At 64.2% G+C, this 26,567-nt stretch carries 24 protein-coding genes; 15 read left to right on the plus strand and 9 right to left on the minus strand.

Going from position 1 to position 26,567, the window contains the following annotated elements:
• Positions 1-21: 21 nt before the first annotated feature.
• On the minus strand, positions 22-1,491 hold the full coding sequence (locus tag ACFFJ6_RS05540; protein WP_378385181.1) for an amidase: 1,470 nt from the start codon (positions 1,489-1,491) through the stop codon (positions 22-24).
• A gap of 369 nt (positions 1,492-1,860) precedes the next feature.
• Here ACFFJ6_RS05540 and ACFFJ6_RS05545 point away from each other — a divergent pair, with 369 nt between their 5' ends.
• The gene (locus tag ACFFJ6_RS05545) at positions 1,861-2,148 is read left to right on the plus strand and encodes a high-potential iron-sulfur protein (RefSeq protein ID WP_378385183.1); all 288 of its coding nucleotides are present in this window, start codon (positions 1,861-1,863) and stop codon (positions 2,146-2,148) included.
• 135 nt (positions 2,149-2,283) lie between these two features.
• The gene (locus tag ACFFJ6_RS05550) at positions 2,284-3,924 is read left to right on the plus strand and encodes a cytochrome C (RefSeq protein WP_378385185.1); all 1,641 of its coding nucleotides are present in this window, start codon (positions 2,284-2,286) and stop codon (positions 3,922-3,924) included.
• 330 nt (positions 3,925-4,254) lie between these two features.
• Here the strand turns inward: ACFFJ6_RS05550 and tolA are convergent, their stop codons facing one another.
• The 4 genes from tolA to ACFFJ6_RS05570 form a co-directional block, all read right to left on the minus strand.
• On the minus strand, positions 4,255-5,151 hold the full coding sequence (tolA, locus tag ACFFJ6_RS05555; protein ID WP_378385187.1) for a cell envelope integrity protein TolA: 897 nt from the start codon (positions 5,149-5,151) through the stop codon (positions 4,255-4,257).
• Positions 5,152-5,203: 52 nt separating this feature from the next.
• Positions 5,204-5,377 (minus strand): DUF1328 domain-containing protein, encoded by a 174-nt coding sequence (locus ACFFJ6_RS05560; RefSeq protein ID WP_378385189.1) that lies wholly within the window; start codon positions 5,375-5,377, stop codon positions 5,204-5,206.
• A 167-nt stretch (positions 5,378-5,544) separates the two neighbouring features.
• Complete coding sequence (locus ACFFJ6_RS05565) at positions 5,545-7,089, minus strand: acyl-CoA synthetase (RefSeq protein ID WP_378385191.1); 1,545 nt, start codon at positions 7,087-7,089, stop codon at positions 5,545-5,547.
• 144 nt (positions 7,090-7,233) lie between these two features.
• Positions 7,234-8,409, minus strand: a complete 1,176-nt coding sequence (locus ACFFJ6_RS05570) for an acetyl-CoA C-acetyltransferase (RefSeq protein ID WP_378385193.1) — start codon at positions 8,407-8,409, stop codon at positions 7,234-7,236.
• A 130-nt stretch (positions 8,410-8,539) separates the two neighbouring features.
• On the opposite strand from ACFFJ6_RS05570, the gene ACFFJ6_RS05575 reads away from it, so the two are divergent.
• From ACFFJ6_RS05575 to ACFFJ6_RS05610, 8 genes are all read left to right on the plus strand, one after another.
• The gene (locus ACFFJ6_RS05575) at positions 8,540-9,232 is read left to right on the plus strand and encodes a TetR family transcriptional regulator (protein ID WP_378385195.1); all 693 of its coding nucleotides are present in this window, start codon (positions 8,540-8,542) and stop codon (positions 9,230-9,232) included.
• Positions 9,233-9,804: 572 nt separating this feature from the next.
• The gene (locus ACFFJ6_RS05580) at positions 9,805-10,563 is read left to right on the plus strand and encodes an SDR family NAD(P)-dependent oxidoreductase (protein ID WP_378385197.1); all 759 of its coding nucleotides are present in this window, start codon (positions 9,805-9,807) and stop codon (positions 10,561-10,563) included.
• Positions 10,564-10,785: 222 nt separating this feature from the next.
• On the plus strand, positions 10,786-11,592 hold the full coding sequence (locus tag ACFFJ6_RS05585) for an enoyl-CoA hydratase/isomerase family protein (protein WP_378385199.1): 807 nt from the start codon (positions 10,786-10,788) through the stop codon (positions 11,590-11,592).
• 80 nt (positions 11,593-11,672) lie between these two features.
• A complete protein-coding gene (locus tag ACFFJ6_RS05590; protein ID WP_378385201.1) occupies positions 11,673-13,547 on the plus strand; it encodes an AMP-binding protein in 1,875 nt (624 codons plus the stop codon).
• A gap of 177 nt (positions 13,548-13,724) precedes the next feature.
• A complete protein-coding gene (locus ACFFJ6_RS05595) occupies positions 13,725-14,852 on the plus strand; it encodes an acyl-CoA dehydrogenase family protein (RefSeq protein WP_378385203.1) in 1,128 nt (375 codons plus the stop codon).
• A 137-nt stretch (positions 14,853-14,989) separates the two neighbouring features.
• On the plus strand, positions 14,990-16,237 hold the full coding sequence (locus ACFFJ6_RS05600; RefSeq protein ID WP_378385205.1) for an acyl-CoA dehydrogenase: 1,248 nt from the start codon (positions 14,990-14,992) through the stop codon (positions 16,235-16,237).
• 147 nt (positions 16,238-16,384) lie between these two features.
• Positions 16,385-17,629 carry an acyl-CoA dehydrogenase gene (locus tag ACFFJ6_RS05605; RefSeq protein ID WP_378385207.1) on the plus strand — a complete coding sequence of 415 codons (1,245 nt, stop codon included), beginning with the start codon at positions 16,385-16,387 and terminating at the stop codon, positions 17,627-17,629.
• A gap of 198 nt (positions 17,630-17,827) precedes the next feature.
• Complete coding sequence (locus ACFFJ6_RS05610; RefSeq protein WP_378385747.1) at positions 17,828-18,475, plus strand: nitroreductase; 648 nt, start codon at positions 17,828-17,830, stop codon at positions 18,473-18,475.
• Positions 18,476-18,713: 238 nt separating this feature from the next.
• On the opposite strand, the gene ACFFJ6_RS05615 is transcribed toward ACFFJ6_RS05610, so the two are convergent.
• The gene (locus ACFFJ6_RS05615; RefSeq protein WP_378385209.1) at positions 18,714-19,496 is read right to left on the minus strand and encodes an enoyl-CoA hydratase/isomerase family protein; all 783 of its coding nucleotides are present in this window, start codon (positions 19,494-19,496) and stop codon (positions 18,714-18,716) included.
• A gap of 287 nt (positions 19,497-19,783) precedes the next feature.
• Here ACFFJ6_RS05615 and ACFFJ6_RS05620 point away from each other — a divergent pair, with 287 nt between their 5' ends.
• From ACFFJ6_RS05620 to ACFFJ6_RS05635, 4 genes are all read left to right on the plus strand, one after another.
• Positions 19,784-20,458, plus strand: coding sequence for a Crp/Fnr family transcriptional regulator (locus tag ACFFJ6_RS05620; RefSeq protein WP_378385211.1), 675 nt, complete (start codon positions 19,784-19,786; stop codon positions 20,456-20,458).
• 18 nt (positions 20,459-20,476) lie between these two features.
• Entirely contained in the window at positions 20,477-21,364 is an 888-nt protein-coding gene (locus ACFFJ6_RS05625; protein ID WP_378385213.1) for a DUF6537 domain-containing protein, read from the plus strand.
• Between the two features lie 216 nt (positions 21,365-21,580).
• On the plus strand, positions 21,581-21,985 hold the full coding sequence (locus ACFFJ6_RS05630) for a DUF3307 domain-containing protein (protein WP_378385749.1): 405 nt from the start codon (positions 21,581-21,583) through the stop codon (positions 21,983-21,985).
• Positions 21,986-22,207: 222 nt separating this feature from the next.
• Complete coding sequence (locus ACFFJ6_RS05635; protein ID WP_378385215.1) at positions 22,208-24,466, plus strand: sensor domain-containing diguanylate cyclase; 2,259 nt, start codon at positions 22,208-22,210, stop codon at positions 24,464-24,466.
• 39 nt (positions 24,467-24,505) lie between these two features.
• Here the strand turns inward: ACFFJ6_RS05635 and ACFFJ6_RS05640 are convergent, their stop codons facing one another.
• Positions 24,506-24,871, minus strand: a complete 366-nt coding sequence (locus ACFFJ6_RS05640) for a hypothetical protein (RefSeq protein ID WP_378385217.1) — start codon at positions 24,869-24,871, stop codon at positions 24,506-24,508.
• Positions 24,872-25,115: 244 nt separating this feature from the next.
• Here ACFFJ6_RS05640 and ACFFJ6_RS05645 point away from each other — a divergent pair, with 244 nt between their 5' ends.
• Entirely contained in the window at positions 25,116-25,538 is a 423-nt protein-coding gene (locus tag ACFFJ6_RS05645) for a hypothetical protein (protein ID WP_378385219.1), read from the plus strand.
• Here ACFFJ6_RS05645 and ACFFJ6_RS05650 read toward each other — a convergent pair.
• Together ACFFJ6_RS05650 and ACFFJ6_RS05655 are read right to left on the minus strand one after the other, a co-directional pair.
• Positions 25,535-25,867 (minus strand): YkgJ family cysteine cluster protein, encoded by a 333-nt coding sequence (locus tag ACFFJ6_RS05650; protein ID WP_378385221.1) that lies wholly within the window; start codon positions 25,865-25,867, stop codon positions 25,535-25,537. The genes ACFFJ6_RS05645 and ACFFJ6_RS05650 overlap by 4 nt on opposite strands.
• Before the next feature lie 69 nt (positions 25,868-25,936).
• On the minus strand, positions 25,937-26,557 hold the full coding sequence (locus ACFFJ6_RS05655) for a pyridoxamine 5'-phosphate oxidase family protein (protein ID WP_378385223.1): 621 nt from the start codon (positions 26,555-26,557) through the stop codon (positions 25,937-25,939).
• Between the last annotated feature and the right edge of the window lie 10 nt (positions 26,558-26,567).

The following is a 26,567-nucleotide window of genomic DNA, read 5'->3' on the forward strand; positions in this document are numbered from 1 at the left end:
GAGAGGTCGACTTGGTATCAACTAATCGACGAACGCCTTCGGCGGCGTGAAGCCGCCGAATTCGCGCTCGATCAGTTCGGCGAGTTTCAGCGGCGTGCGATCTTCCAGCCACGGACCGACGATCTGCAGGCCGATCGGCAAGCCTTCGCTCGACATCGCGACCGGCAGCGCCGTCGCCGGCAGGCCGGGCAGGGTGGCGATGCCGGGCCATACCAACTGATCGACATACGGATGCGGCTGGTTGTCGATCAGGATGCGCCGTTCTTCCTGCGGCTCGTGATGATCCTGCGGATAGGCCGGCGTCGGCATCACCGGGCAGATCACTGCGTCGAACGACTTGAACAGCTCGCGCCACTGCGCGCGCAGTCCGGTGCGGCGGCTATCGGCGATCACCCAGTCGCGATGGCTGAGCACCATGCCGCGCAGCCGCTCGGCGGCGAGGCTATCGTCGGCCGCGTCGAGCTTGCTGACGACGCCCTGCACCTCGGCGAGGACATCCGGCGCAAAGCTCGAGGCAAGGAACGACAGCAGCATCCGCATATACACGCGCGACGTCTCCGCGAGATCGGGCAGCAGTGGAGATTGACGCGTGATCGAGACGCCGGCCTTGGTCAGGTTGCTCGCAAGCGCGTCGATCGCTTGGCGCACGCTGGAGCCGGTCGGCAGCAGCGGATGCTGATCGAGCAGCAGCACGCGGAAGTCCTTCAACGCGGCATGACGCGGCGCCGGCAGATCGAGCTTGTAGCCGATGCCGTCGAAGATCGGATCCGGCCCGGCGATGACGTCGAGTAGCAGTGCGAGGTCTGCGGCCGAGCGCGCCATCGGCCCGATCACCGACAGGTCGCGGTTGGACGGCAGTGGCGGAAGCCCCGGCGGCGTATGGCCGCGCGCCGGGCACAGCGCGAAGGTCGGCTTGTGCGCATAGATGCCGCAATAGTGGCCCGGCACGCGTAGCGAGCCACCGATGTCGGAGCCGAGCGACAGCGCGCCGAAGCCGGCCGCCAGCGCCGCCGATGAACCGCCAGACGAGCCGCCCGGCGTGCGGCTGAGATCGTAGGGATTGTTGGTCGTGCCGTAGATCTCGTTGTAGCTCTGCCAGTCGGCGAGCGCGACCGGCACGTTGGTCTTGCCGAGGATCACGCCGCCGGCAGCCCGCACCCGCTCGATCGCCAGGGCGTCAGTCTCGGCGACGAAGTTCTTCTGGTCGGGGAAGCCCCAGGTGGTCGGCAGGCCGGCGACGTTGAAGCTCTCCTTCACGGTCATCGGAATGCCGAGCAGCGGCTCGCGCCCGCCGCGCGACAGCGCGAGGTCGGCGGCCCGCGCCGTCTGCAACGCACGGTCGAAATCGCGCACGCAGATCGCGTTGACCTTGTCGTCGTGACGTTCGATCCGGTCGATCGCCTCCTGGGTCAATTCGACGGACGAAACCTTCTTGGCCTTCAAGGCGGCGTTGAGTTCAGTAGCGGTGGCGAAGCTCGTTTCCGATGTCAAGGTTGTCACTCCCGATGGCGTCGATAGCGTATCGCATGTCGTTGAACTTAGTGCAAACGCCTCGCACCAGCGCAGTGTGTCCTGTTTGTGCGCCGCCTTCAGATGGGAATATGCGTGTTTCAGAATGCAATTGCGTGATGGCGATCATCAAACTAATTGACGTTTGAATTGAATCGATGATGATAGTTAGCTGTGACTAATTCAATTACTAGGCATGTGACGTGAGTGAGTCGTTGTAACGAAGCTCACAGCGTCAAATTCGTGCGATGGGTGGCGTTCTCCAGGTAATAACGGTTTTCAATTACCTTGTGCGACCCGGTCGCCAAATAACAAGTCTCCATAAAAATCTGACAAATTCGGGAGGAAGCTGTGACCAAAACGACGCGCGAAGTGTGTCTTGGAAATGTATCCCGCCGCGACTTGTTCAAGGTTGCCGCAGGGGCCGTTGGTGTGGCCGCGATTGCCGGATTAGCCGGCAGCGAGGCCTTGGCAGACAACAAGATGGCTAAGGGGGCCGCGCAATATCAGGCGTCTCCGCATAACGGCCAAAGCTGCGGGAAGTGCGCGAATTACATCGCTGCATCGAGCACCTGCAAGGTGGTCGATGGGCCGGTGAGCGCCAATGGCTGGTGTTCTTTGTATGCCCAGAAGGGATAGGCCGGCGGCCGTTTTCCCAAGGGTGACTGATTGACGATTGATGTCGACCGCGGCGCACGCGGCGGTCGACATTGCAAGTTATATTGGGGGTTGGATTTGAAGGACGTTGCCAATTCGAAGAGGCTGAATTTTGTCGTGAGCGCGCTCGCGCTGCTCGCGGCTGCCGTCGCAGGAGGCGCCGCGTTGCTGATGACGGTGCCGTCGGCCGAGGCGTTGCCGTTATTTGCGCGTCAGACCGGACAGCCGTGCGGCAACTGCCACACCGATGTACTCGGGCTGACGCCGTTCGGTCGCCGCTTCAAGCTCGGCGGCTACACGCTCGGCGGCGGTCCATTCCGCAAGACGCTGTTTCCCATTCCACCGTCCGGCAAGGTGTTCGCGACGGTCGGCGATCTCGACAGCGTGCTGGTGCCCGGCAGTGCGCCGAAGGATGCGGTTGCCGAACTGCGCTCGTATGCGGAGGCGGTCGGCCCCGGCGAGCAGGGCAACAGCCGGCCCAAGGGCAGTGCCCAACAGGCGATCGAGAAGAGCTTCGCCGCCGTTCAGCCGCAGGCGGATGAAGAGCGCGGCTGGTTTCCGCCGGTCGCCGCAATGGTGATCGCCGGCTACACCCGCACCCAGGCGCCGGACTCGAACTGGACGTCGGGCGTCAACCACTGGAACGCCAACGACAATGTCGGCCTGGCCCAGGCCAGCCTGTTCGCAGGCGGCGCGATGAGCGACAATGTCGGCGTCTTCGCGCAGCTCACCTACGGCTTCCCGGCGATTGCGGACGCGACCGGGCGTTGGGGCTGGGACAATGTCGACATCCGTTACGCGGGCACTGGGCAGGTCGGCGACGTGGACGTGCTGTTCGGCATCACGGCGCACAACAATCCGACCGTGCAGGACGTCTGGAACACGGCACCGGCCTGGACGCATCCTTACTTCACCACGCAACTCGGCTTCACCGGTCCGGCGACCACGACTGTGATCGACGGTCAGTACGGCCAACGCGTCGGCGGCCTGGGCGGCTATCTGTTCATCAACGACCAGTTGTATCTGGAGGCCACCGGCTACAAGACGCTCGGTGTCGGTGCAGCGACGCGCCTCGGCGCCGATCCGCTCGGCAGCCTTGGGCAGATCGCCGGCGTGGCGCCCTACGGGCGCGTCGCACTCGAGCAACGCTTCGGCGACCACAATCTGATGCTCGGCGGCTTCGCGAGCCGTTTCGAGATTGCGCCATGGTCGGTGGCGGGAGTGCCGGTGCCGTTCGACCTGACCGGCAATCCTGCGGACGCGCCTTACGCCCTCACGAACAAGTACACGGATTTCGGCGTCGATACGCAGTATCAGTATCGCGGCGACGACTTCTGGGTGATCTGGAAGGCCGCCTATATCCGCGAGGAGCAGCGCTACGATGCCGGCTATGTCGGTGCCGCCACGCCCGCCAGTCTCACCAATTCGCTGAATACGCTGCGGGTGAGCTCGACGATGGCGGTCGGCGGTGACAACCGCGTCGTCGCGACCGGACAGTACTTCCGGACCTGGGGTTCGCCGGATGCCGGGTTGTATGGTCCGACAGCGACGGATCCGAATTGGGGCACCGTGCCGGACACGACCGGCTTCATGGCGGAGCTGGCCTATCTGCCGTTCGGCACGGGCAGAGCACCATACTGGCCGTGGTTCAATACCCGGCTCGGCTTGCAGTATTTCTACTACACCAAATTCAACGGCGACACGCTGACGCCGCACGACAAGAACACGTTCATTCTCTACTCAACCATCCTGTTCTGACGCCTCGCCAGACGCAGCCGTTGCGCGAGGCAGGCGTGTGACCGTGGTGAGTATCAATTCGGTGCAGGCCGGTTCGGCCGTGCGCGAGGAGGTTCTGCCGACGTGTCCGGCCTTGTGGCCGGATGGAGTCTCCCTAGACTTGAAGCTCCGGCTCCGGCCGGAGCTTTCTTTATTTGTGCGGCCAGACTGGAGGTCAGGCAGTGGCTAGACGGCCCATCCAACAACTTGTCCTGCGTCGCCGCGGGGAAGCATCGACACCTAGATCGGCCCGGGTGTCGGATTAGGTCGAGTTCGTGTCGTTACCGATACCGACACGTCGGCGTCCGACCGTCAGCCGCCGTGGAAGTTCTGCGGGGTGAAGTCGAGGTCGAGGACCTTCCACTCCTTGTATTTGTCGGCCGGCAGCATCGAGTAAGGCTGGCACGCGGTCAGGGCCTGGATCGCGCCTTTCATCAGCGCGGGTCCTTTGGTGGAGGCGCTGGCTTCGATGACGAACGGCTCCTGCGCCAGCCGTCCGTCGGGAAGCAGCGGCACCCGCAGAATGATCTTCACATTGTCGGACGGTGCGATGCCGGCGGGCAGCGCCGCGCACGACTTCAGCTTGCGGCGTAGCGCGGCGATCGCTTCGGCGCTGATGTCGGCGGCGATCTCGGCTGGCGCATCGAACGTCGGATCCGCCGGCAAACCGAGCGCGACGGAGTATTTGACGGTGAGATCGGGCTCCTGCGGGATCGCTGGCGGAAACGCCGTCGGCGCCGAGCTGGGTGCAGGCGCGGCGGGCGGAGCAGCGGCCTGCTGCGGCGTGGGCGCCGGCTCCGGCTTGATTGGCGCCTCCGCTTTCTGGACCTGGCGCTCGGACTTGGCGGGCTCCGGCTTGGCTAACTCCGGCTTTGCCGGCTCGGCGGCGGCCGGCTCTGGCTTGGCGGAGGGCTGGGGAGCGGCCTCGGGCGCCGCAGGCTTGGTTTCGGCCGTCGGTGTTTCGGTCGGCAACTCCAACGCCGGCTTGATGTCGGGCTTCGGCGCGGGCTCGGGCGGGGCCTCGTCGGCGGTGACGACGTCCACCTCGACGCGCTGCTCCGGCACGTCGGCGAACGGCCGGACCTCCGCCAGCAACAGCACGGCCGCGACCAGCCCAAGATGGGCCAGAACGGACACGGAGAGGCCGGAGCGAAGCTTGGCGAACGAGATCATTCCATGGACCGGGGCGAGGCGCTTGCCGGACAGCATAGCGCGTCGCCCCCAGTCGATGGACTCCGATCTTCGGCAGAATGCGGGTGCGTTAGAACACCAGCTGCCCCGCGGTGAACGCCAGGACCAAGAACAGCACGAACAGCGCGAGAGCGACGGCGAACAGGATCTTCGAGATTCGCGCGGCGCCCGCAGCGATATTGGTGAAGCCGAAGAATCCCGCCACCAGCGAGATCACCAGAAAGATAATCGCCCATTTCAACATATGAGATGCTCCCAGCGGCCCTTCCGTCTCGTTGCGAGACGTCTTCCTCGCGCGCGCTGCAGGAACAAACGCCGCGGGGTTCGGTTCCCGCGGCGTGGATGGTTCTCGTCGGGTGCGAAACAGCCGGACGCTACAACCCTTTCAGGGGCGGCAGCGTCCCGACAATTTCAGGCCACGGCGGCTTCCTTCTTCGGCCAGTAGCGGTCCTTGAGGTGCCGCTTGACCAGCTTGCCGGTCGGCGTGCGCGGCAGCTCGGTTTCGAAATCGATCGAGCGCGGGCACTTGATCGGTGACAGATGCTCACGGCAGAAACCGATCAGCTTGGCTTCGAACTCCTTGCCGGGCGTCACGCCCTCGCGCGGCTGCACCACCGCCTTGACCTCTTCACCCATCTCCTCGTTCGGCACGCCGAACACCGCGACGTCGGCGACGTCCGGATGCGTCAGCAGCACGTCCTCGGTCTCCTGCGGATAGATGTTCACGCCGCCAGAGATGATCATGTAGCTCTTGCGGTCGGTGAGATACAGGAAGCCTTCTTCGTCGAGATAACCGACGTCGCCGAGCGTCGACCAGCCTTTCTCGTTGTAGGCCTTCTTGGTCTTGTCGGGATCGTTGTGATAGCTGAACGACGGCGCGTCGGCGAAATACACCGTGCCGATCTCGCCGACCGGCAGTTCGTCGCCGGTCTCGTCGAGGATCTTGATGGTGCCGACCACGGCCTTGCCGACCGTGCCGCGATGCGCCAGCCACTGCTGCGAGGTCGAAACGGTGACGCCGTTGCCTTCCGAACCGGCGTAGTACTCGATCAGGATCGGGCCCCACCATTCGATCATCTTGGCCTTGACGTCGACCGGGCAGGGCGCGGCGGCGTGAATGGCGCCCTTCAGCGTCGACACGTCGTAGCGGGTGCGAACGTCGTCCGGCAGCTTCAGCATGCGAACGAACATCGTCGGCACGAGTTGCGACTGCGTGACCTTGTACTTCTCCACAAGCGCCAGAAACTGCTCGGCGTCGAAGTGCTCCATGATCACCGAGGTTCCGCCGAGCGTCGTTGCCATCATGTTGAAGCGCAGCGGAGCCGCGTGATACAGCGGCGCCGGCGACAGATAGATGCTGCCTGCATTCATGCCGCACATCTTCTCGCATAGCAGCCGCAGAAACGGGCTCGGCACGTCGATGGCATTGCCCTCGAACTCGCGCTTGATGCCCTTGGGACGGCCGGTGGTGCCGGACGAGTACAGCATGTCGTAGCCGGCGACTTCGTCGGCGATCGGCGTGATCGGCTGCGCGGCGGCCTCCTTGTCCCAGGATCGGAAGCCCGCGGCCGGCTCATCGACCATGAAGAATTCGACGCCCGGCGTGCTGCCGACCAGCGGCGCAATCGCGTCGGCCCCCTGCGGCGAGGTGATCACGACCTTGGCGCCGCAATCCTGTACGATGTAGGCGATCTCGTCTTTCTTCAGGTAGCGGCTGATCGCCGTGTAGTAGAGCCCGGAGCGCTGCGCGGCCCAGCAGATCTCCATGAATTCGAGCCGATTCTCCATCAACAGCGCGATGTGGTCGCCGGCCTTCAGGCCCAGCGACCGGAACAGATGCGCGCCCTGATTGGAGCGTTCGTCGAGCTGCCGATAGGTGATGGCCTTCCCGGTCGACGCCATCTGATAGGCGATCTTGTCGGGCGTATTGCGGGCGTGAATCGACGGATGCGTCATGAATGTTTCCTCGGTGGTGATGCGGCGGATTACTTTCCGCTCTGAATTGCCGTCGTCGCGAGGAGCGAAGCGACGAGGCAATCCAGCGCGGTGCACGCAGCTGGATTGCTTCGCTTCGCTCGCAATGACGTCGAGAGTTGCGGTTTACAGCCGCTCGATGATGGTGACGTTGGCCATGCCGCCGCCTTCGCACATGGTCTGCAGGCCGTAGCGCTTGTTCTGCTGCTTCAGCGCATGAACCAGCGTGGTCATCAGCTTGGTGCCGGAGCCGCCGAGCGGATGGCCGAGCGCGATCGCGCCGCCATTGACGTTGAGGCGGGCCGGATCGGCGCCGGTCGCCTTAAGCCACGCGGTCGGGATCGACGCGAAGGCTTCGTTGACCTCGAACAGATCGATGTCGTCGATCTTCATGCCTGCCTTTTCCAGCGCGCGCTTGGTCGCGGGCAGCGGGGCCTCCAGCATGATCACCGGATCGCCGCCCATCATCGTCATGTGATGGATGCGCGCCAGCGGCTTCACGCCGAGCTGCTTCAGGCCCTTCTCGTTCACGACCATGACGCCGGACGCGCCGTCGCAGATCTGGCTCGCCGTCGCGGCGGTGAGTCGGCCGCCGTTCTCGTTGATCAGCTTGACGCCCTTGATGCCGTCGAGGGTCGCGTCGAAGCGGATGCCTTCGTCGATGTGATGGGTGTCGGTGGTGCCGTCGGCGCGGGTGATCTGCAGCGGGATGATCTCATCCTTGAACTTGCCGCCCTGAGTCGCCGCGATCGCGCGCTGGTGGCTCTGAAAGGCGTATTCGTCGAGCTGGTCCTTCGACAGATCGTATTTGTGCGCGACCATCTCGGCGCCAGTGAACTGGTTGAACTGGATGTTCGGGTAGCGCTCTTCCATCTTCGGGCTCTTGTAGGTGCCCATTCCGGCCTTTGCGGCCAGGATGCTGGGCGAGCCCATCGGCACGCGGGTCATGCTCTCGACGCCCGCTGCGATCACGATGTCCATGCTGCCGGACATCACCGCCTGTGCGGCGAAATGCAGCGCCTGCTGCGACGAGCCGCACTGCCGGTCGATCGAGGTCGCGGGCACGCTTTCCGGCAGCTTCGACGCCAGCACGGCGTTGCGGCCGATGTTGACGGCCTGTTCGCCGGCCTGGCCGACGCAGCCCATGATCACGTCTTCGATCTGGTCCGGCGCAGCACCCGAGCGATCGACCAGCGCATTCAGAACGGAGGCAGCGAGATCGGCGGGATGCCAGCCGGCGAGACGGCCTCCCTTGCGGCCGCCGGCAGTGCGGGCGGCGGCGACGATATAGGCCTCGGCCATGGGTTTTCTCCCTGATGTTGGTTGTTTCGGCTTTACCGATAGGCGGCGGATTTAAGGGGCGAGGCCGGATTTAGTCAATCAATCAATTAACGCTTGAGCCCGGCGCCGCGATGGGCTAATTGCGACGTCGATGGCAGCTCAACAGAACCCAGTGCTGGCGACCCGAGTACCGGTGGTGAAAAATTCCACCGCCGACAAGCTGTTGGTCGCGGCCGGCGAATTGATGATCGAGCGCAACTCGGTCGAGATCTCGCTGTCCGACATCGCGCAGAAGTCCGGCGTCAACGCCGCGTTGGTGAAATATCATTTCGGCAACAAGGACGGGCTGCTGCTGGCGCTGCTCGAGCGCGATGCGGCCCACGAGATGACCCATCTCGAATTCCTGCTGGCTCAGCCGTTGTCGCCGACCATGAAGATGAAGCTGCACATCGCCGGCATCATCAAGGCGTATCACCAGTTTCCCTATCTGAACCGGCTGATCCACTATCTGCTGCATGGTTCGAATCGCGATGCTGCCGACGAGGTCACGAAGTTCTTCGTGGGGCCACTGCTCGACTTCCACCGCAAGCTGATCGCCGAAGGCATTGCCGCGGGGGAATTCCGCAGCGTCGATCCGGTGCTGTTCTACACCACGTTGATCGGCGCCTGCGATCACCTGTTCTTCGGGCGGCAGACCATGATGCGCGCGGCCGGCGTCGGTCCTGTCACCGACGAAGTCTGCCGCGCCTATATCGGCCACATCGAACAGATCGTCCTCGGCGGATTGCTGCTGCGAAGAAGCGACCGAACGTCGCGTTCGCAGCCAGCCGCCGCCGCGGAATAACCCGTTAATAACAAGAAGAAACGACCCCAAGAAAACTGAGAGACCTTCAATCAGGACCCGGGACACGCCGAAGAAAATCCGAACAACAAAAATAAACGCCCAAGGACCAGTTCACGGAATCTGCCCGGAAGAGGCAGGCGGAATGGAACAGCAGGCACCCCCGGGACATCGTTTGAAGTGTTTCGATAACAATAAGAAAATAGCCAGGAAACGCCCGAGTATCTTTGATTATCCGATGACGTCTCGTCCCGACAGGCGGCCGCGTGGCGCAAGGGGCAGAGACCGCAACAACAATCCGAGCCGAACGGCTCATTCCGGGAGTTGCTTTCGGCGCTCCTCCCGAGCCAGGACTTACCCAGGACAGCCGTGCCGTATCGGTGCAGAGCTTTCCGGAAACGATAAATCGGGGAAACGCCCAAGGGTCCGTTGAACATCCCGGTTCGAAAGCGCAAGAAGAGCACGCCAAAGGGCCCGCCCGAGGTCCGTCGAACAGTTCAGGAAACGCCCGAGGATCGGCCCCACCAAGGCTTGACCGCAAGCTTCAAGAAAGCGCCCAAGGAAAGGGATTACCAATGCAGTTGAAAGACGTCTCCGTTCTCATCACCGGCGGTGGGTCGGGGCTCGGCGCCGCGACGGCGCGTGCGATGGCCGCCAAGGGCGCCAAGGTCGCCGTGCTGGACATGAACAAGGACAATGCCGACAAGGTCGCTGCCGAAATCGGCGGCGTCGCCTGCGTCGGCGACGTGTCGCAGGAAGCCCCGGTCAAGGAAGCGATCGCCAAGGCCGAAGCCGCGCACGGCATCGTCCGCGTGCTGGTGAACTGCGCCGGCATCGGCGGCGCGGTGAAGACCGTCAGCAAGAACGGCGCCTATCCGCTCGACCACTTCACCCGCATCATCAACGTCAACCTGATCGGCAGCTTCAACTGCATCCGTCTCGTCGCCGAGCGCATGCAGAGCGCGCCGACGATCGGCGAAGAGCGTGGCGTCTGCATTAACACCGCGTCGGTCGCGGCGTATGACGGCCAGATCGGCCAAGCGGCTTATTCGGCGTCGAAGGGCGGCATCGTCGGCATGACCCTGCCGGTGGCGCGCGACCTCGCCTCGATGAACATCCGCGTCATGACCATCGCGCCGGGCCTGTTCCTGACGCCGCTGCTGATGGGCCTGTCGGAAGAAGCCCGCAAGAGCCTCGGCTCGCAGGTGCCGCATCCGGCCCGCCTCGGCGATCCGTCGGAATACGCTTCGCTCGCGGTGCAGATCGTCGAGAACCCGATGCTGAACGGCGAGACCATCCGTCTCGACGGCGCCATCCGCATGGCCCCGCGCTAAACGCGCATTGGACTACTCTCTCCCCTTATGGGAGAGGGGGCGAGCGAAGTTCGCTGGTGAGAGGGCGCGGCGTGTGCGGACCTCTCACCGGGCAGACATCGCGGCCAACGCAAGCAAGCCCTCTCCCGCAAGGGGAGGGCGCATGAACGACCGCCGCACGCGGCAAAACAATAAGCCCTGGCTTCGCAGGGCATAAGAACAACGAGTTGCGGGAGTGAAAGCGTGACCCAGGTGTTGCTGGTCGATCATCGCGATGGCGTCGATTGGGTGACGCTGAACCGTCCCGACAGCCTGAATGCGCTCAATCCCGAACTGGTCGACGCGCTCAACGATTATTTCGGCCAGCTCCAGCGTAATCGCGACACGCGAGTTGTGGTGCTGAAGGGCGCCGGCCAGAATTTCTGTGCCGGGCTCGATCTCAAGGCGGCCATGGGCCGCCGCGGCAAGCAGCAGGAGCCGCCCGGCGTCACCGAGTCGCTCGATTCGCAGCGCCGCATAGCCGACATCGTGATGCTGATGCGCCGCTGTCCGCAGCCGATCATCGCGCTGGTGCAGGGCGCGGCCGCCGGCGGCGGCTTCGCGCTGGCGCTCGCCGCCGATGTCCGCATCGCCGGCCGCAGCGCGCGGATGAACTGCGCCTTCATCAAGCTCGGGCTCGGCGGTTGCGATATCGGCACCAGCTACTTTTTGCCGCGCCTCGTCGGCGTCTCGGTCGCGTCCGAGTTGATCCTCACCGGCCGCTTCATCGGCGCCGAGCGCGCACTCATGAGCGGGCTGGTGTCTGAACTCGTCGAGGACGATCAGCTCGACGCCGCCGCGCAGCCCTTTGTTGACGCGATGATGGCGGCCTCGCCGGTCGGTTTGCGGCTGTCGAAGGAATGCCTCAACATGGCGGTCGATGCCGGCTCGATCGAGCAGGTGATCGCGATGGAGGACCGCAACCAGGTGCTGTGCTCGCGTTCTGAGGATTTCGCTGAGGGCATCGCGGCCTTTCTGGAGAAGCGCAAGCCGGTCTATATTCGTCGCTAGGCGAGCGCGCGCCTCGGTGCGAAGCAGCCCACATAGAACAAGAGCGGCCCGGAAAGAGGCCCAGACGGGAGAAACCAGCAATGACTTCAAGCGCAGCCGCGGTGTTGACCAAGCCGGCCTTCCGCAAGGTCAATTGGCTGCCGCGCGAGATCGACGTCGATCGCCGCGAGGGTGGCGTGATCGTGATGAAGTCGCGTTTCCCGCTGCGGGATCACGATCCGCATCTGCCGATGGCGCTGGCGAAATGGGCCAAGCAGCGCCCCGATCATATTTGGTTGGCGCAGCGCTCGGGCCCCGACCGGAAGTGGCGCAAGGTGTCGTATGCCGAAGCCAAGCGCACCGTCGACGGCCTGACCCAGGCGCTGCTCAATCTGCGGCTGCCCGAAGGCCGCCCGGTCACCATCCTGTCGGGTAATTCGATCGAGCATGCGCTGATGATGATGGCGGCGATGCAGGCGCGGATTCCGACCGCGCCGGTGTCGCCGGCCTATTCGCTGATGAGCCAGGATCATCAGAAGCTCAAATATCTGTTCGATCTGGTGAAGCCGGCGGTGGTGCTGGTGCAGGACGGTGCGCCGTTCGCCAAGGCACTGCACGCGCTGGATTTGACCGGGGTGCAGGTGGTGCATGTCGCGAACCCGGCCGAGGGCATCGCCAGCGTGTCGTTCGCCGAGATGGCGGCGACGCCGGTCACCGCCGAGGTCGAGCAGTCGGTGGCGCAGATCACGCCCGACACCGTCGCCAAGCTGCTGTTCACCTCCGGCTCCACCGGCATGCCGAAGGCGGTGATCAACACCCAGCGCATGATGTGCGCCAACGCCGCGATGATGATGCAGGTGCGGCCGCGCGATCCGAGCGGCCCGCTGCCGGTCAATCTCGACTGGATGCCCTGGAATCACACTATGGGCGGCAATGCGTCGTTCAATCCGCTGCTGATCGAAGGCGGCACGATGTATATCGACGACGGCCGGCCGGTGCCGGGCATGATCGAAGAGACGCTGCGCAATCTCCGAGAGATCTCGCCGACCTACTACGCCAACGTTCCCGCCGGCTACGCCGCGCTAGCCTCCGCGATGGAGAAGGACGATGCGCTGTGTCGGTCGTTCTTCAAGAACCTGCAGCTGATGGCCTATGGCGGCGCGCGTTTGCCGGACGATCTGTACGAGCGGATGCAGGCGCTGGCAGTGCGTGCCACCGGCGAGCGGCTGGTGTTCTACACCGGCTGGGGCTCGACCGAGACCGCGCCGACCTCCACCGGCACCTATTGGGACACCGAGCGGGTCGGCCTGATCGGCCTGCCGTTCCCCGGCGTCGAACTGAAGATGCTGCCGATCGGCGACAAATACGAACTGCGGCTGCGCGGCGTCAATGTAATGCCCGGTTACTACGGCCAGCCGGAGCTCACCGAGAAGGCGTTCGACGAAGAGGGCTTCTACAAGATCGGCGACGCCGGCGTGTTCGTCGATCCGAACGATCCGGTGAAGGGCATCATCTTCGCCGGCCGCGTCGTCGAGGACTTCAAGCTGATGACCGGCACGTTCGTGCACGTCAGCACGGTGCGCACCGACGCGATCGCCGCCGCAACGCCGGTGGTGCAGGACGCGCTGGTGGCCGGGCAGGACCGCGAATTCATCGGCCTGCTGGCCTGGCCGAACCTGCATGCCTGCCGGCAGATCGTCGGCAATCCGGATGCGACCTTCGAAGACGTGGTGAAGCATCCGACCGTTGTCGCGGCGTTCAAGGCCGGCCTCGAAAAGCACAATGCCGAGGTCAAGGGCGTCAGCTCCATGCGTATCGCCCGCGCGATGCTGATGAGCGAGCCGCCGTCGATCGACGGCAACGAACTCACCGACAAGGGCTACATCAACCAGCGCGCGGGCCTCGAACGCCGCGCCGACCTGGTGAAGCGGCTGTACGCCGAGACGCCGGACGCGGATGTGGTGGTGCTGAAGTGAGCCACGCCACAATCCTATCGTTTGTCATTCCGGGATGCGTCCCCTGGGGCGCAGGCCCGGAATCCATACCCCCTGGCGGTGGTTATGGATTCCGGGTTCGTGCTGCGCGCGCCCCGGAATGTCGAACGCGAATGTATCGATCGACAACTAACAACTAACAACAACGAGACCACGCCCATGAACTTCGATTTCTCCGACGACCAGAAGCAACTGCGCGACCAGGCAAGGCGTTTCCTCTCCGAGAAGTGCCCGCCGCGGGCGGTGCGCGCCGTGCTCGAGGGCAAGGCGGACTACGACCGCGACCTGTGGAAGGGCCTGGCCGAGATGGGCTTCCTCGGTGTCGCGATTCCGGAGGAATTCGGCGGTACCGGCGCGGGTCATCTCGAACTCTGCGTGATCGCCGAAGAGCTCGGCCGCGCGCTGGCTCCGGTGCCGTTCGCCTCGACCGTCTATCTCGCCGCCGAAGCGCTGCTGATCGCGGGCTCCGACGAGCAGAAGCAGAAGTGGCTGCCGAAGATTTCCTCGGGCGAGGCGATCGGAACGCTGGCGCTGTTCGAAGGCAACGGCAATCCGTCCCACAAGGCGGTGAAGGTCACCGCGTCGAACGGCACCATTTCCGGCACCAAGAAGCCGGTCGCCGACGGCGCGATCGCCGACTTCGCGATCGTCGCGGCGCGCACCGGCAATAGCGGACGCGAGGCCGACATCTCGCTGTTCCTGGTCGATCTGAAGGCCGGCGGCGTCACCGCCAAGCCGCTGCAGAACGTCGATCCGTCGCGGCAGCAGGCCGAGCTGGTTTTCAACGGCGCCAAGGCCGAGCCGCTCGGTGCCGCGAACGAGGGCTGGAGCATCCTGTCGCGGGTGATGAACCGCGCCGCAGTGCTGATCGCGTTCGAGCAGGTTGGCGGCGCCGACCGCGCGCTGGAGATGGGCCGCGACTACGCCCTTGACCGTATTGCCTTCGGTCGTCCGATCGGTTCGTTCCAGGCGGTCAAGCACATCCTCGCCGACATGTACGTTTCGGCGACGCTGGCGCGTTCGAACTGCTACTACGGCGCCTGGGCACTCTCGACCGATGCCGGCGAGCTGGCCGAAGCCGCCGCGGCGGCGCGGATCAGCGCCACGCAGGCGTTCCAGCACTGCGCCAAGCAGAACATCCAGGTGCATGGCGGCATGGGCTTCACCTGGGAGTTCGACTGCCATCTTTATTATCGCCGCTCGAATGCGCTGGCGCTGGCGCTCGGCAGCCAGTCCTATTGGGAAGATCAGCTGATCGACCGCATGCGCCAGAAGAACGCGGCGTAACGTACGACGGTGAAGGCTTCGCCGTCATTGCGAGCGAAGCGAAGCAATCCAGCTCTCTGCACTGAGCCTCTGGATTGCTTCGTCGCTTCGCTCCTCGCAATGACGCAAAACTCAAACGCATCGATTGCAGGTGTGCCATGAACTTCGACGATACTCCGCAGGAAGCCGAATTCCGCGCCAAGGCGCGCGCCTGGATCGACGCCAATGCGCCGAAGCAATACGAGGACGACCTGCGCAAGGCGTCGCTCGGCCGCGTCGTGCTGAAGGGCGCCAACGTCCTCGACGTCGCCAAGGCCTGGCAGAAGAAGAAGGCCGACGCCGGCTGGGCCGTGCCGCATTGGCCGAAGGAATATGGCGGCCGCGGCGCATCGCCGATCGAGCGCGTCATCTGGCAGCAGGAAGAAGGCGTGTTCGGCAAGCTCACGGCGATGTTCATCATCGGACAGGGCATGTGCGGCCCGACCATGATGGCCTACGCGTCGGAAGATCAGAAGCGGCACTATCTGCCGCCGCTAGGCTCCGGCGAGCAGGTGTGGTGCCAGCTGTTCTCCGAACCCGCCGGCGGTTCGGACGTCGCCGGCCTGCGCACCCGCGCCGAGAAGGATGGCGACGACTGGGTCATCAACGGCCAGAAGATCTGGACCTCCGGCGCGCACTATTCGGACTACGGCATCCTCATCACCCGCACCGACCCGACCGTGCCCAAGCACAAGGGTCTGACGATGTTCTTCCTCGACATGAAGAGCCCCGGCGTCGAAGTACGGCCGATCAAGCAGGCCAACGGCAATTCCGACTTCAACGAGGTGTACTTCACCAACGTGCGGATTCCCGACAGCCAGCGCCTCGGCGCGGTCGGCGACGGCTGGAACGTGTCGCTCACCACGCTGATGAACGAACGCATGTCGATCGGCGCCAACGTGGCGACCGGCTTCCCCGAGTTGTTCGACTACTGCAATTCGCTGACGCTCGACGGCGCTCCGGCGCTGGACGATCGCGCGGTGCGCAGCAAGCTGGCGAACTGGGCCGTCAAGGCGAGCGGGCTGAAGTACACCAGCTTCCGCTCGATCTCGGCGCTGTCCAAGGGGCAGCGGCCTGGGCCGGAGAACTCGATCGGCAAGCTGGTCGCCGGCTCGATGATCCAGGAAGTCGCGATGTATGCGCTCGATCTGCAGGGCGCGGCCGGTGTGCTGAGCGCGCCCGAGGACGCCGACGTCGGCGGTCGCTTCCAGGCGATGCTGCTGCGCTCTCCGGCGACCCGCGTCGAGGGCGGCACCGACGAGATCCTGCGCAATATCATCGCCGAACGCGTGCTCGGCCTGCCGGGCGATATCCGCGTCGACAAGGATGTGCCGTTTAACCAGATCCCGACGCGGGGACGGGCGTAGTTCGCCCCACGCACGAACCTCATCCTGAGGAGCTCGGCGCAGCCGGGCGTCTCGAAGGATGAGATGAAGAAGAACAACTCATGGTTCGAGACGCGCGCATTGCGCGCTCCTCACCATGAGGGCGGTGCCGATTGAGAGGAAGCCACGATGAATTTCGACGATACCCCGCAGGAAGCCGAGTTTCGCGCCAAGGCTCGCGCGTGGATCGATGCCAATGCGCCGAAGCAATACGAGCAGGAACTGGCCAAGTCCGGCCTCGGCCGGATCAGCCTGAAGAACGCCGACATCGTCGAGGTCGGCAAGGCGTGGCAGAAGAAGAAGGCCGAGGGCGGCTGGTCGTGCCTCACCTGGCCGAAGGAATATGGCGGACGTGGCGCCACGCCGATCGAGAAGGTGATCTGGCAGCAGGAAGAGGGCGTTTACGGCAAGCTGACCCAGCCGTTCCAGATCGGCGAGGGCATGTGCGGCCCGACCGTGATGGCCTATGGCAGCGAGGACGACAAGCGCAAGTATCTGCCCAAGCTGGCGTCGGGCGAGAACATCTGGTGCCAGCTGTTCTCCGAGCCGGCGGGCGGCTCCGACGTCGCTGGCTTGCGCACCCGCGCCGAGAAGGACGGCGACGACTGGATCATCAACGGCCAGAAGATCTGGACCTCCGGTGCCCACTACTCGGATTACGGCCTGTTGATCACCCGCACCGACCCGAATGTGCCCAAGCACAAGGGCCTCACCATGTTCTTCCTGGACATGAAGAGCCCCGGCGTCGAGGTGAAGCCGATCAAGCAGGCCAACGGCATGCAGGAATTCAACGAGGTGTTCTTCACCAATGTGCGGATTCCCGACTCGCAGCGGCTCGGCGCCGTTGGCGACGGCTGGAACGTCTCGCTGACCACGCTGATGAACGAGCGCATGTCGATCGGCGCGCGGCTCGCCACCGGCTTCCCGGAGATCTTCGCGTTCTGCAACGACCTCGTTACCGTGGACGGCCCGGCGATCGACGATCCGGCGGTGCGCAGCAAGCTGGCGAACTGGGCGGTCAAGGCCAGCGGCCTGAAGTACACGTCGTATCGCTCGATCTCGGCGCTTTCGAAGGGCGAGCGGCCCGGTCCGGAGAATTCGATCGGCAAGCTGGTCGCCGGCCCGATGCTGCAGGACATCGCCGCTTTCGCGATGGATCTGGAGGGCGCCGCCGGCGTGTTCACCGATCCGGCCGAGGCCGAGGCGGGCGGCAGCTTCCAGGCAATGCTGCTCGGCTCGCCGTCGATGCGGATCGCCGGCGGCACCGACGAGATTCTCCGCAATATCATCGCCGAACGCGTGCTGGGTCTGCCGGGCGATATCCGCGTGGACAAGGACGTGCCGTTCAACAAGATCCCGACCAAGGGGCGGTGAAGTCTAAGCCGTGTTCGAAAACTCTCACCTCGTCATTCCGGGATGCGTCCCTCTTGGGACGCAGGCCCGGAATCCATACTCTCTGACAGTGGTTATGGATTCTGGGTTCGCGCTGCGCGCGCCCCGGAATAACGAACAATCAGGAATGGGAATATCATGACGGCTGCCTCCGCCCCGATCGACGTCCTCGAAGACCTGATGGCCGCGCGGTTTTCGTGCCGGGCGTTCAAGCCGGATCCGGTGCCGCGCGAGATCCTCGAGCGCATCCTGACCGCGGCTCAGAAGACGGCATCGTGGTGCAACAGCCAGCCGTGGCAGGTGGTGATCACCTCGGGCGAGGCGACGACGAAGTTTCGCGACGCGATCTATCCGGCCGCCGCCGGCGGCGCGCCGATGTCGGGCGATTTTGAGTTCCCGCGTGAGTATCGCGGTGTCTACCTTGACCGCCGCCGCGAGAGTGGTTTCCAGCTCTACAACGCGGTCGGTATCGCCCGCGGCGACAAGGCCTCGGCCGCCAAGCAGGCGCTGGAGAATTTCAACTTCTTCGGTGCGCCGCATGTCGCGATCATCACCAGCGACGAGGCGCTCGGCATCTATGGCGCGGTCGATTGTGGCGGCTACGTCACCTCGTTCATGCTGGCCGCTCAGGCGCTCGGTGTCGCCACCGTGCCGCAGGCGGCGCTGGCGTTCCATGCCGGCCTGGTGCGCAAGCATTTCGGTCTGGGCGACGATCGTCGCGTCGTCTGTGGCATCTCGTTCGGCTACGCCGACCGGGAGCACAAGGCGAACAGCTACCGCACCAATCGCGCCGCGCTCGGCGAGGTCGCGACCTTCGTGGACAAGTAAGCGCGTCGCTGAACGTTGGCCTTACTCCAGGTCATTCCGGGGCGCGCGTAGCGCGAGCCCGGAATCCATAGCCACCGCATTCGCTTGTCGACGCGAGCGTTCGGCCAGCCGTGCCTCCCGGAAAGCGCAGGGCTTATGGATTCCGGGCTCGCGAGCTGCGCTCACGCCCCGGAATGACAAGCTGAGATGTGGTTGTTTTATTGCGCGCGGGTCCGTATTGCTGCGGCGGTTGACTCGCCTAGAACCGAGGCGCCCGCTTTTCTTTGTAAGCTGCGATGCCCTCCAGAATTTCCGCGCTGCGCATCGAGGCGCGCGCGCGGTTGTCGACGGCGGTGTCGTCCATCATCTGCCGCGCAAAGTCGTTGATCGCGCGCTTCATGCCGGCGACGGCATTAGGCGCATTGCCAGCGAGAATCGTGGCCAGCGCGTCGACTTCGCGATCGAGGCGATCCATCGCGACCATCTGCGTCAGGTACCCCATCCGGAGCATCTCGGTGGCGTCGATCCGCTGGGCGGTCAGGAACAACTTCTTGGCGTTGTCGACGCCGAGCCGGGTGACGTAGCGCTTGATGCCGTTCGGATAGTAGTGCAGCCCGAGCCGCGCCGCCGGCATGAACATCTCGGCGCTGTCAACGCCGATGCGGAAATCGCAGGCCAGTGCCAGATCGGTCGAGCCGCCATAGACGCCGCCGTTGAGCCGGCAGATCGTCGGGACCCGCAGCCCCTCCAGCCGGTCGACCACCTTCTCGAAGGCGGCGCCCGAGGACTCGCTTTCGGCCTCACTGGTTGCGCGCTCGGCGATCTGGCCAAGATCGAACCCGGCCGAGAAGGCCCGGCCGGTGCCGGTCAGCACCAGCACACGAATCGCGGCATCGGCGTCGATCTGTGCAAACTGCTCGAGCAGAGCCGTGAGGTCGTCCGCGAGCAGGCGATTGAGATGTTTCGGCCGATTGAGCCGGATGACGGCTCGCGGACCGTCGATCGAGAGAACCGGCGTGCTATCGCCGTCCGTGTCCGACATCGATAGGGCTCCTGGGGACAGGGAAGGTGGAAGGAACGGTCGTTCGAGCCGGCGGCGGTCTGTTCCCGGTCGGCTCCTCAGCAAATGCCTGCGTCGGCACCCGCCCGTCAATCATGCAGCCTGGCCTGACCGGTGGCGTTTCCGGTACCGGGTTGTTTATAATCCGGTCCGTTTCCAGGTGTATTCCAGTCACGCGGCTCTGGCGGTCCTGGGCAGCTGCGGCACCTGCCGGTGTCCGCTACGCAGGTCGGCGTCTCGATCAGGTTCTCGAACACGGGTTGGCCAAGATGGATATTGCCCATATCGCCCAGCATGCCGGCATGGCGGGCAGTGTATTCGCGACCATCTTCGTGGTTGCCACCGCGACGATGCGGACAATGATCCCGCTGCGCGTGTTCGGCATCCTGACCAACGCGATGTTGATTGCGGTGTCGATTCCCACCCACAACTATCCGACGCTGGCGCTGCACGCGGTGCTGCTGCCGGTCAACGTCTGGCGGTTGCACCAGATGCTGCAGCTCGTGCGGGACGTGAAGAAGTCGGTCAACGGCGATCTGTCGATGGAGTGGCTGAAGCCGTTCATGACCGAGCGCAAATGCGCGGCCGGGGAGGAGCTGTTCTACAAGGACGAGAAGGCCGAGCACATGTTCTACATCGTCAGCGGCCGTTTTCGTTTGGTGGAGTCGGGCATCGAACTGCCGGTCGGCGCCATCGTCGGCGAACTGGGCATGCTGTCGCCGTCGCACACCCGGACGCAGACGCTGGAATGCATCGAAGCCGGCGTCGTGCTCGGCGTCAGCTATCGGCAGGTCGAGGAGCTGTACGTGCAGAATCCGGAGTTCGGTTTCTATTTCCTGCGGCTCGCCAGCGCGCGGCTGTTTCAGAACATCGAGACGCTGGAAACGCGCTTGGCGCAAGCGCATGTCGCGGTGCCCGCCGAGGTCGCGAGCGAAACGGCCTAATACGGCGAGGGCGGAGCGGTGGCTGGCTATATCGATGCGCTGCGGTCCACGCTCGCCGAATTACTCGGCGAACGCGATGCCATCGTGTCGCTCGAAATTCCGAGCGGGCTTTCTCCCGACGTCGAGCGACTGGTGCGTGACGCCGTCGGGCGGCTGATCGAGTATCAAAACCGCCGCTACGCGCAGCTCTATCTCGATCGGATCGGCCGCTTCGCGCGTCGGCTCGATATCGGCGACGAGTTGCTGAGCGAGATCGCGCGTCTGATGGCGGTGCGGATGACCTATGAGGATCCGATCCGGCTCGCTCAACTGGCGCTGATGGAAGCGGCGATCGGGCCGGACGGCGTTCCGCGCAACCGCGTCGATCGCAAGTGCCGATTTCGAATCGACGAGGTGGTGTCGGCGCTGCCGATCGTCGTTGCCAATCCGATCCTCAAGGTGCTCGGGGCGCTCGGCTGGCAGCACATGCCGATCAAGATCCGCTTCAACGCCACGGATTGGCTCGGCATTCGTCGGCTGCAGATCGAAGCGTGGCTGCGGCGCTGGCGAATGTTGTCGAGCCGGTTCGCTCAGGAGCGCATCTGGGTCGAGCGTTGGCTGCACATGATTGACCGCAGTCTGGCCAAGCGGCCGGAGGCGGTGTGGGCCGTGCTGCAGAGCGCAACGATGATCGGGGGCTACGGTGACGCTTACCGCTATGGCCTCGCCAACTGGACGCTGATCATCGACAGCCTGGTGAAGCCGGTGTTCGCCGGCACGCTGGAGCTGGACGATTTGACGGCGGCAATTGCCGAAGCGCGCGGCGCCGCCGTCCCGGATCGGCGCCAGACGGCCCTGAAGCGCACCATTGCGGCTATACGCGACCGCGCCAGCGCGAGGGCGCTTCCCGCGTCGGTGATGCCCTGAACCGTTGCAGGACGGCTAACCTCAATCCGCAAGAAAGTCGGCCGGTGCGAAGCCTTGGAGTTTCCGCCACGTGCATTCCGGAACCAAAAGTGTCATAAAGGGACTACGGTCCCTCCGACCGGTTGAGATGCTCAGCGCCCGCGCGGAGCTCCGGACGACGAACAGTGCTCCTGTTCATGCCGCGATGCTTCCCGGGCCCAGGCAAAGGGCGTGAGATTGATCCTTCCCCAATTGTCGTCGACGGTTTCCGTTGGTGCGCTCGTCGGATGGATGCTGGTGCTCACCGTCAAGCACGTCGTCGCCGACTTCTATTTGCAGAACAAATGGATGGCGATGGGCAAGGACCAGAAGACCGGCTGGGCGCTGCCGCTGCTGGCGCATTGCGGCGTGCATCTAGTGCTGACGACCGCAGTAATGCTGGTGCTCGCGCCGCGCTTCTGGTTCATCGGCCTGATCGACTTTGCGATCCATCTGGCGATCGATCGCGCCAAGGGATTCTGCGTCTCGCATTTCGACGTCACGCCGGAGTCGCGCTGGTTCTGGTGGCTGATCGGCACCGACCAGGCGCTGCACCATCTCACCGGCTTCGGCCTGTCAGTGGTTCTGGCCGCCAATCCCTGACCACGCCTCTAGCGCAGAGCCGATCGATCCTCGCTTGAACTGAGCGGGATTCGATCGCAGCGATCATCATTGATGATGGCCCGGTAGCTGTGCGTAATCACACAGGTATTACTACTAGGGTCGGGGTTAACTCCTGAATGATGGCTCTCGCTTAGCGTCTCCGGCTGCAGGATGCCGGCTTGCATCGGTACCTGATTTCGGTCAGCGGGGACCGAGGTGATCATGGCCGGAAAGTACCTATACGAGCTGGACTTCATCTATTTCTTCTACGGTCTGGCGTTCATCTCGCTCGGTACGCTGTGCTTCGTCGTGGCCCGTAGCAGACCCGCCGGCGCCCCCACTGTGCGAATGATCGGCCTGTTCGGCATCGTCCATGGTGTCGCCGAGTGGATCGCCATGACGACTCTGCTGACCGGCGCCGCGGCCGAATTTTCGACCTTGCGTTCCGCGCTGATGGTGGCATCGTTCATGCTGTTGACCGAAGCTGCGCGGCGGGGTGCGATCCGGTTCAAGCATCGCGCGCCCGGACGCTGGATCTATGTGGTTGGTGTCATCGTGCTCGCGGCCGTGGCCTACACCGCCGGTTTCACGACCGCCGAGGTGTTGGCACGCTATTCGTTCGGCCTCGTCGGCGCTCTTGGTACCAGCGCCACGATGTTTGCCGGCCGCAACGACTACGATCGCGCGATCCGCCCGATCAAGATCGGCGTCGCGGCGTCCTTCGCCGTCTATGGTATCTCCACGGCGATCGTTCCGGCGGCGCCGTTCTGGCCGGCGAATGTCGTCAACGAGGCCTGGTTCGCAAACCTCACCGGCGTGCCGATCCAACTGATCCGCGGAGCAACAGCCGTCATTCTCTCGCTGATGGCATCGGTCGCCTGGGGCTCCCTGCTGATCCAGTCCGTCGACTCCCGCCTGTACAGCACGTACTTGAAGCGTCTTGCGCTGGGAGCGCTGGCGACGCTGCTGATCATTCTGACGGTTGGCTGGAATCTCACCGGCTTCATTGGCGATGTGTTCCGCGAAAAGATCGAGCGCGAGGCTAACGCAGAAGCGGACGTGCTGACCGGACGAATTGCCCGTGAGACGTCGACTCTCGACGCGATGGTGCAGGTGCTGGCCGGCCAGCCGCTCGTCGCCGATACGCTCCGGGATGCAACCGTGGCAAACACTGGGCGTCTCCAGGCGATCCTGGATCTCAACGTCCATGCCTCAGGGGCCTCGCTGGCGGCGATTTTCGACAGTACGGGCAACGTGCTGGGATCGACGGAGCCGAGGCAGCTCGAGCCGCTGGCTGTACCCAACCGGCAGTCGGAGCCCTGGTTTGTCGGGGCGATGCGGAACGGCAAAGGTCACAGCCTGGATATCGATTCCACCGGAGCCCGCTCTTACATCACGGCCTCTGCGGTGCGCTCCGCAAGCGGCGCCGTCATTGGTGTGGCGATGATGGAGAGTTCGCTGGAGTCACTCGCGGCGCATTTGCGGGCCTTCGATCACCTGTTTTTTGTGATCGATTCCCGAGGCGTCGTTCTGCTCAGCAATCGTCGCGCGGAGTTGCAGCGCACGCTATGGCCGCGGCCTGACTTGCCGCCGCAGAGCCTCGGCGAGCAGTTCGGGGCCCCGGCGCGTCCCGCAATTTTCGCCCATGAGGTGAAGGGGGGCGAGTGGAGCACGATCGATGGGCGTCCTGGCTATGTGGTCCGGGAGGCGATTGGTACGACCGGATGGTCCTTGGTGCTGAGCATTCCCAGTACCGACATATTCGCAGGGCGCCTGCTTGGCCTCGTCATCACGACGCAGATTGCCATCGGCATGCTGGTGTATTTCATGGGGCGCGAGCGAAGCGTCCGTGACCGCTTTCTGCGCTTGCGCCGTGTTCAATTACATCATCGCGCGCGAAAGCTCGCCCAGAAGGCCTCGACTGACGCACTCACCGGTGTTCCGAATCGCCTCAGGTTTGATGAACGCCTGCAGGAGGAAGTGGCGCGCAGCGAGCGCACAGGCGCGCCGTTCTCGCTCGTGCTGCTCGACATCGATCGCTTCAAGTCGATCAACGATGTTTACGGCCATCCGCGCGGCGATCAGGTCCTGGTTCAGCTGGCCCACACGCTCAAGGCCAATGTCCGGCAGACCGATCTGTTGGCGCGGTGGGGTGGCGAGGAATTTGTCGTACTTCTGATCGATACCGAACTGGCGGGCGCCGCCGAGGTGGCCGAGAAGCTGCGGGTGCTGATCGCGCATACGCCGTTTGAGCAGGTTGGGAGCGTCACGTCGAGCTTCGGAGCCGCAGAGTTCCATCCCGGCGACTCTCCGTCCGGCATTCTGGCCCGCGCCGACCAGGCGCTCTACCGCGCCAAGGTGCATGGCCGCAATCGGGTTGAAGTCGACGTCGGAGCCGCGACCAGCATCGCCCTGGCGCCAGACATGGCGCAAAACGGCCCGCTGGTCGGCGATAACCGCAAAGCGTCCGCGCGCCGATAACATCCGGCGGGACCCTCGACAGCCTACACGGCGTCAGCTTCAAGCGCTGAGGCGATCGTCGCCTGCGTTGTGCGACGCCGGCTCAGCCTGCGGCACGTGCGAAGCAATCCTGGCATTGGCCTTGGTGAACTGCTGCTGAAATGCCAGCCCGTCCTCCAGAACCCTGGCCATCGCTCCACTGAACCAGTCCTGATACTCGCGCAGCGCATCGAGCGGCGTTGCCGCCTGACTGATCCGCTTTGCGGTTTCGAGCGCGGCGTGAGTTCCGACCCGCCGGCGCTCGAACCAGCCTTCGGCAAATTCCTTCATGCCGGCGAGGATGGTTTCCTCATTTTCCCAGAAGGTGATGCCGGCTGGCGCATAGGACTTGGCGCCGGAGGTCAACAGATTTGGAAAAAGTGTCACGGGATCACTCATAGGAATCCTCCGTCGTGACTTGGCAAATGCGGACAGGACGCCGCATTTATTGAATGTTAACGCCGATCTTGTCTCCCGAGTGATCAATTCGGAGCGATCGGAAAAACGTGATCGCGTTTTCGTTCCATGCGAATCGGGCGGGGCGCATCGGAGGTATCAGAAGGGATAGTTAAGAGCTCATTAAGACATTCGATCGCATCCTCGGCATCGTAGTCGCCTCGGAGTAACGCCGATGTTGTCGAGCCGTGAAGCCTTCGAAAACGACCACTGTCCTGTCCGGGACGATCTCCTCGGCGCGATGTATCGCGCCAATGAGAACGGACTGCCGGCCCTGGTCGAAAGTGTCTCTTCCGACGTCCGTGCCCAACTTGCACTGTTCTGCTACCGCCGTGCGCATCTCCATGCTCTGGCGCTCACCATCGCCGCAAGCTGCGACGAGCGCGATCTGATCCACCATGGTGGACGGGTCGGTTCCGTGCTGGCAGCGCTGGCGCGGGAAGCCGCCAAGCCCCGGCACCGCCCGCCGTCGGCATATAGCCATCGCAAGGCGATCACGCTGTCGACCAAGCCGCTGTCGAGCTTTGCGCCGCTGGATCTGGACGACGACGAGGCTGAATCCTCGGTGAGCGAGACGGGGCTGGTTGGGCTGGCCTAGGCCGGACGGGTATCCGGCAGCGGCGGAAGCTTGTACTTCCGCCGCGCCATTGTGCATTCCGGATCGCCCGGCTGGCAGTCGCGGCAAACCTCCGGCCGCAGCGCATAGATCGTGCAGGCGGTGGCCTCGCCAACTTTTCCGCTGAGGGCGGCGCAGCGGTCATTCTCGCAGCGCATGCCGGACAAGCGAGCATTCACGAGTTCTGCGGGGATCGCATCCAGCGCGGCGTCGTCCTCGATTGTGAATCGCGGCCAATTGGCCGAGTAGGCACAGCAAGCGCCGCAACCCTGGCACGGGCTTGCGAGATCGATCTGGGCGAGGGCGGTCATCCGTGCTGTCTAGCCCGCCCCGACTGTCAGCGATACCGACAGCCGCGGGCGGAGCGTCGAAATCGTCGGTTATTCCCGCCCCTGAGTGGCGGCAGCGAGCAGCGCTTCCAATTCTGCAATCCGGATATCGCGCGTTGTGATCGCTGCGGCAACATCAGCCGCATCGAACTTTTGCGGAATGTGCTGGGGGCAGTTGGTGTCCCAGGCCGCGACCTCGAACAGGATTGCCTGCTCGGGGCGCGCCTTGTAACCGGTCGGCATCAGCCTTGCGATCAGTTCCGGATCGTCCTCGATCACCTTGGCGCGGCCCCAGATCTTGATACGCCGGCGGTGCGCGTAATCGATCACGAACAGATAGGCCTTGGGATTCTCGGCCAGATTGCCCTGGGTGATGAATTGCTGGTTGCCCTTGAAGTCGGCGAACCCGATCGTGTGCGCGTCGAGCACATGGAGGAAGCCGGCCGGGCCCCCGCGGTGCTGGATATAGGGCTGCCCGTCGGCGCTGGCGGTGGCGAGCAGCACGCTGGTCTGGGCTTCCAGAAAGGACTTCAGATTGTCATCGATGGCGGTCGCCCAGCCGCCATTGCGTTCGACGCGGGCATAAGCGTCGCGCGAACCCTTTCGGGCCTGGATCGCCTTGACGGCTGGGGTGAAGGCGATGTCGCTGGAGATTTGCAGTACTTCGGTCATGAGACCCTCC

The sequence above is a fragment of the Rhodopseudomonas telluris genome (genome assembly GCF_042432815.1).
In the GTDB taxonomy this organism is placed as follows: Bacteria; Pseudomonadota; Alphaproteobacteria; order Rhizobiales; family Xanthobacteraceae; genus Rhodopseudomonas; species Rhodopseudomonas telluris.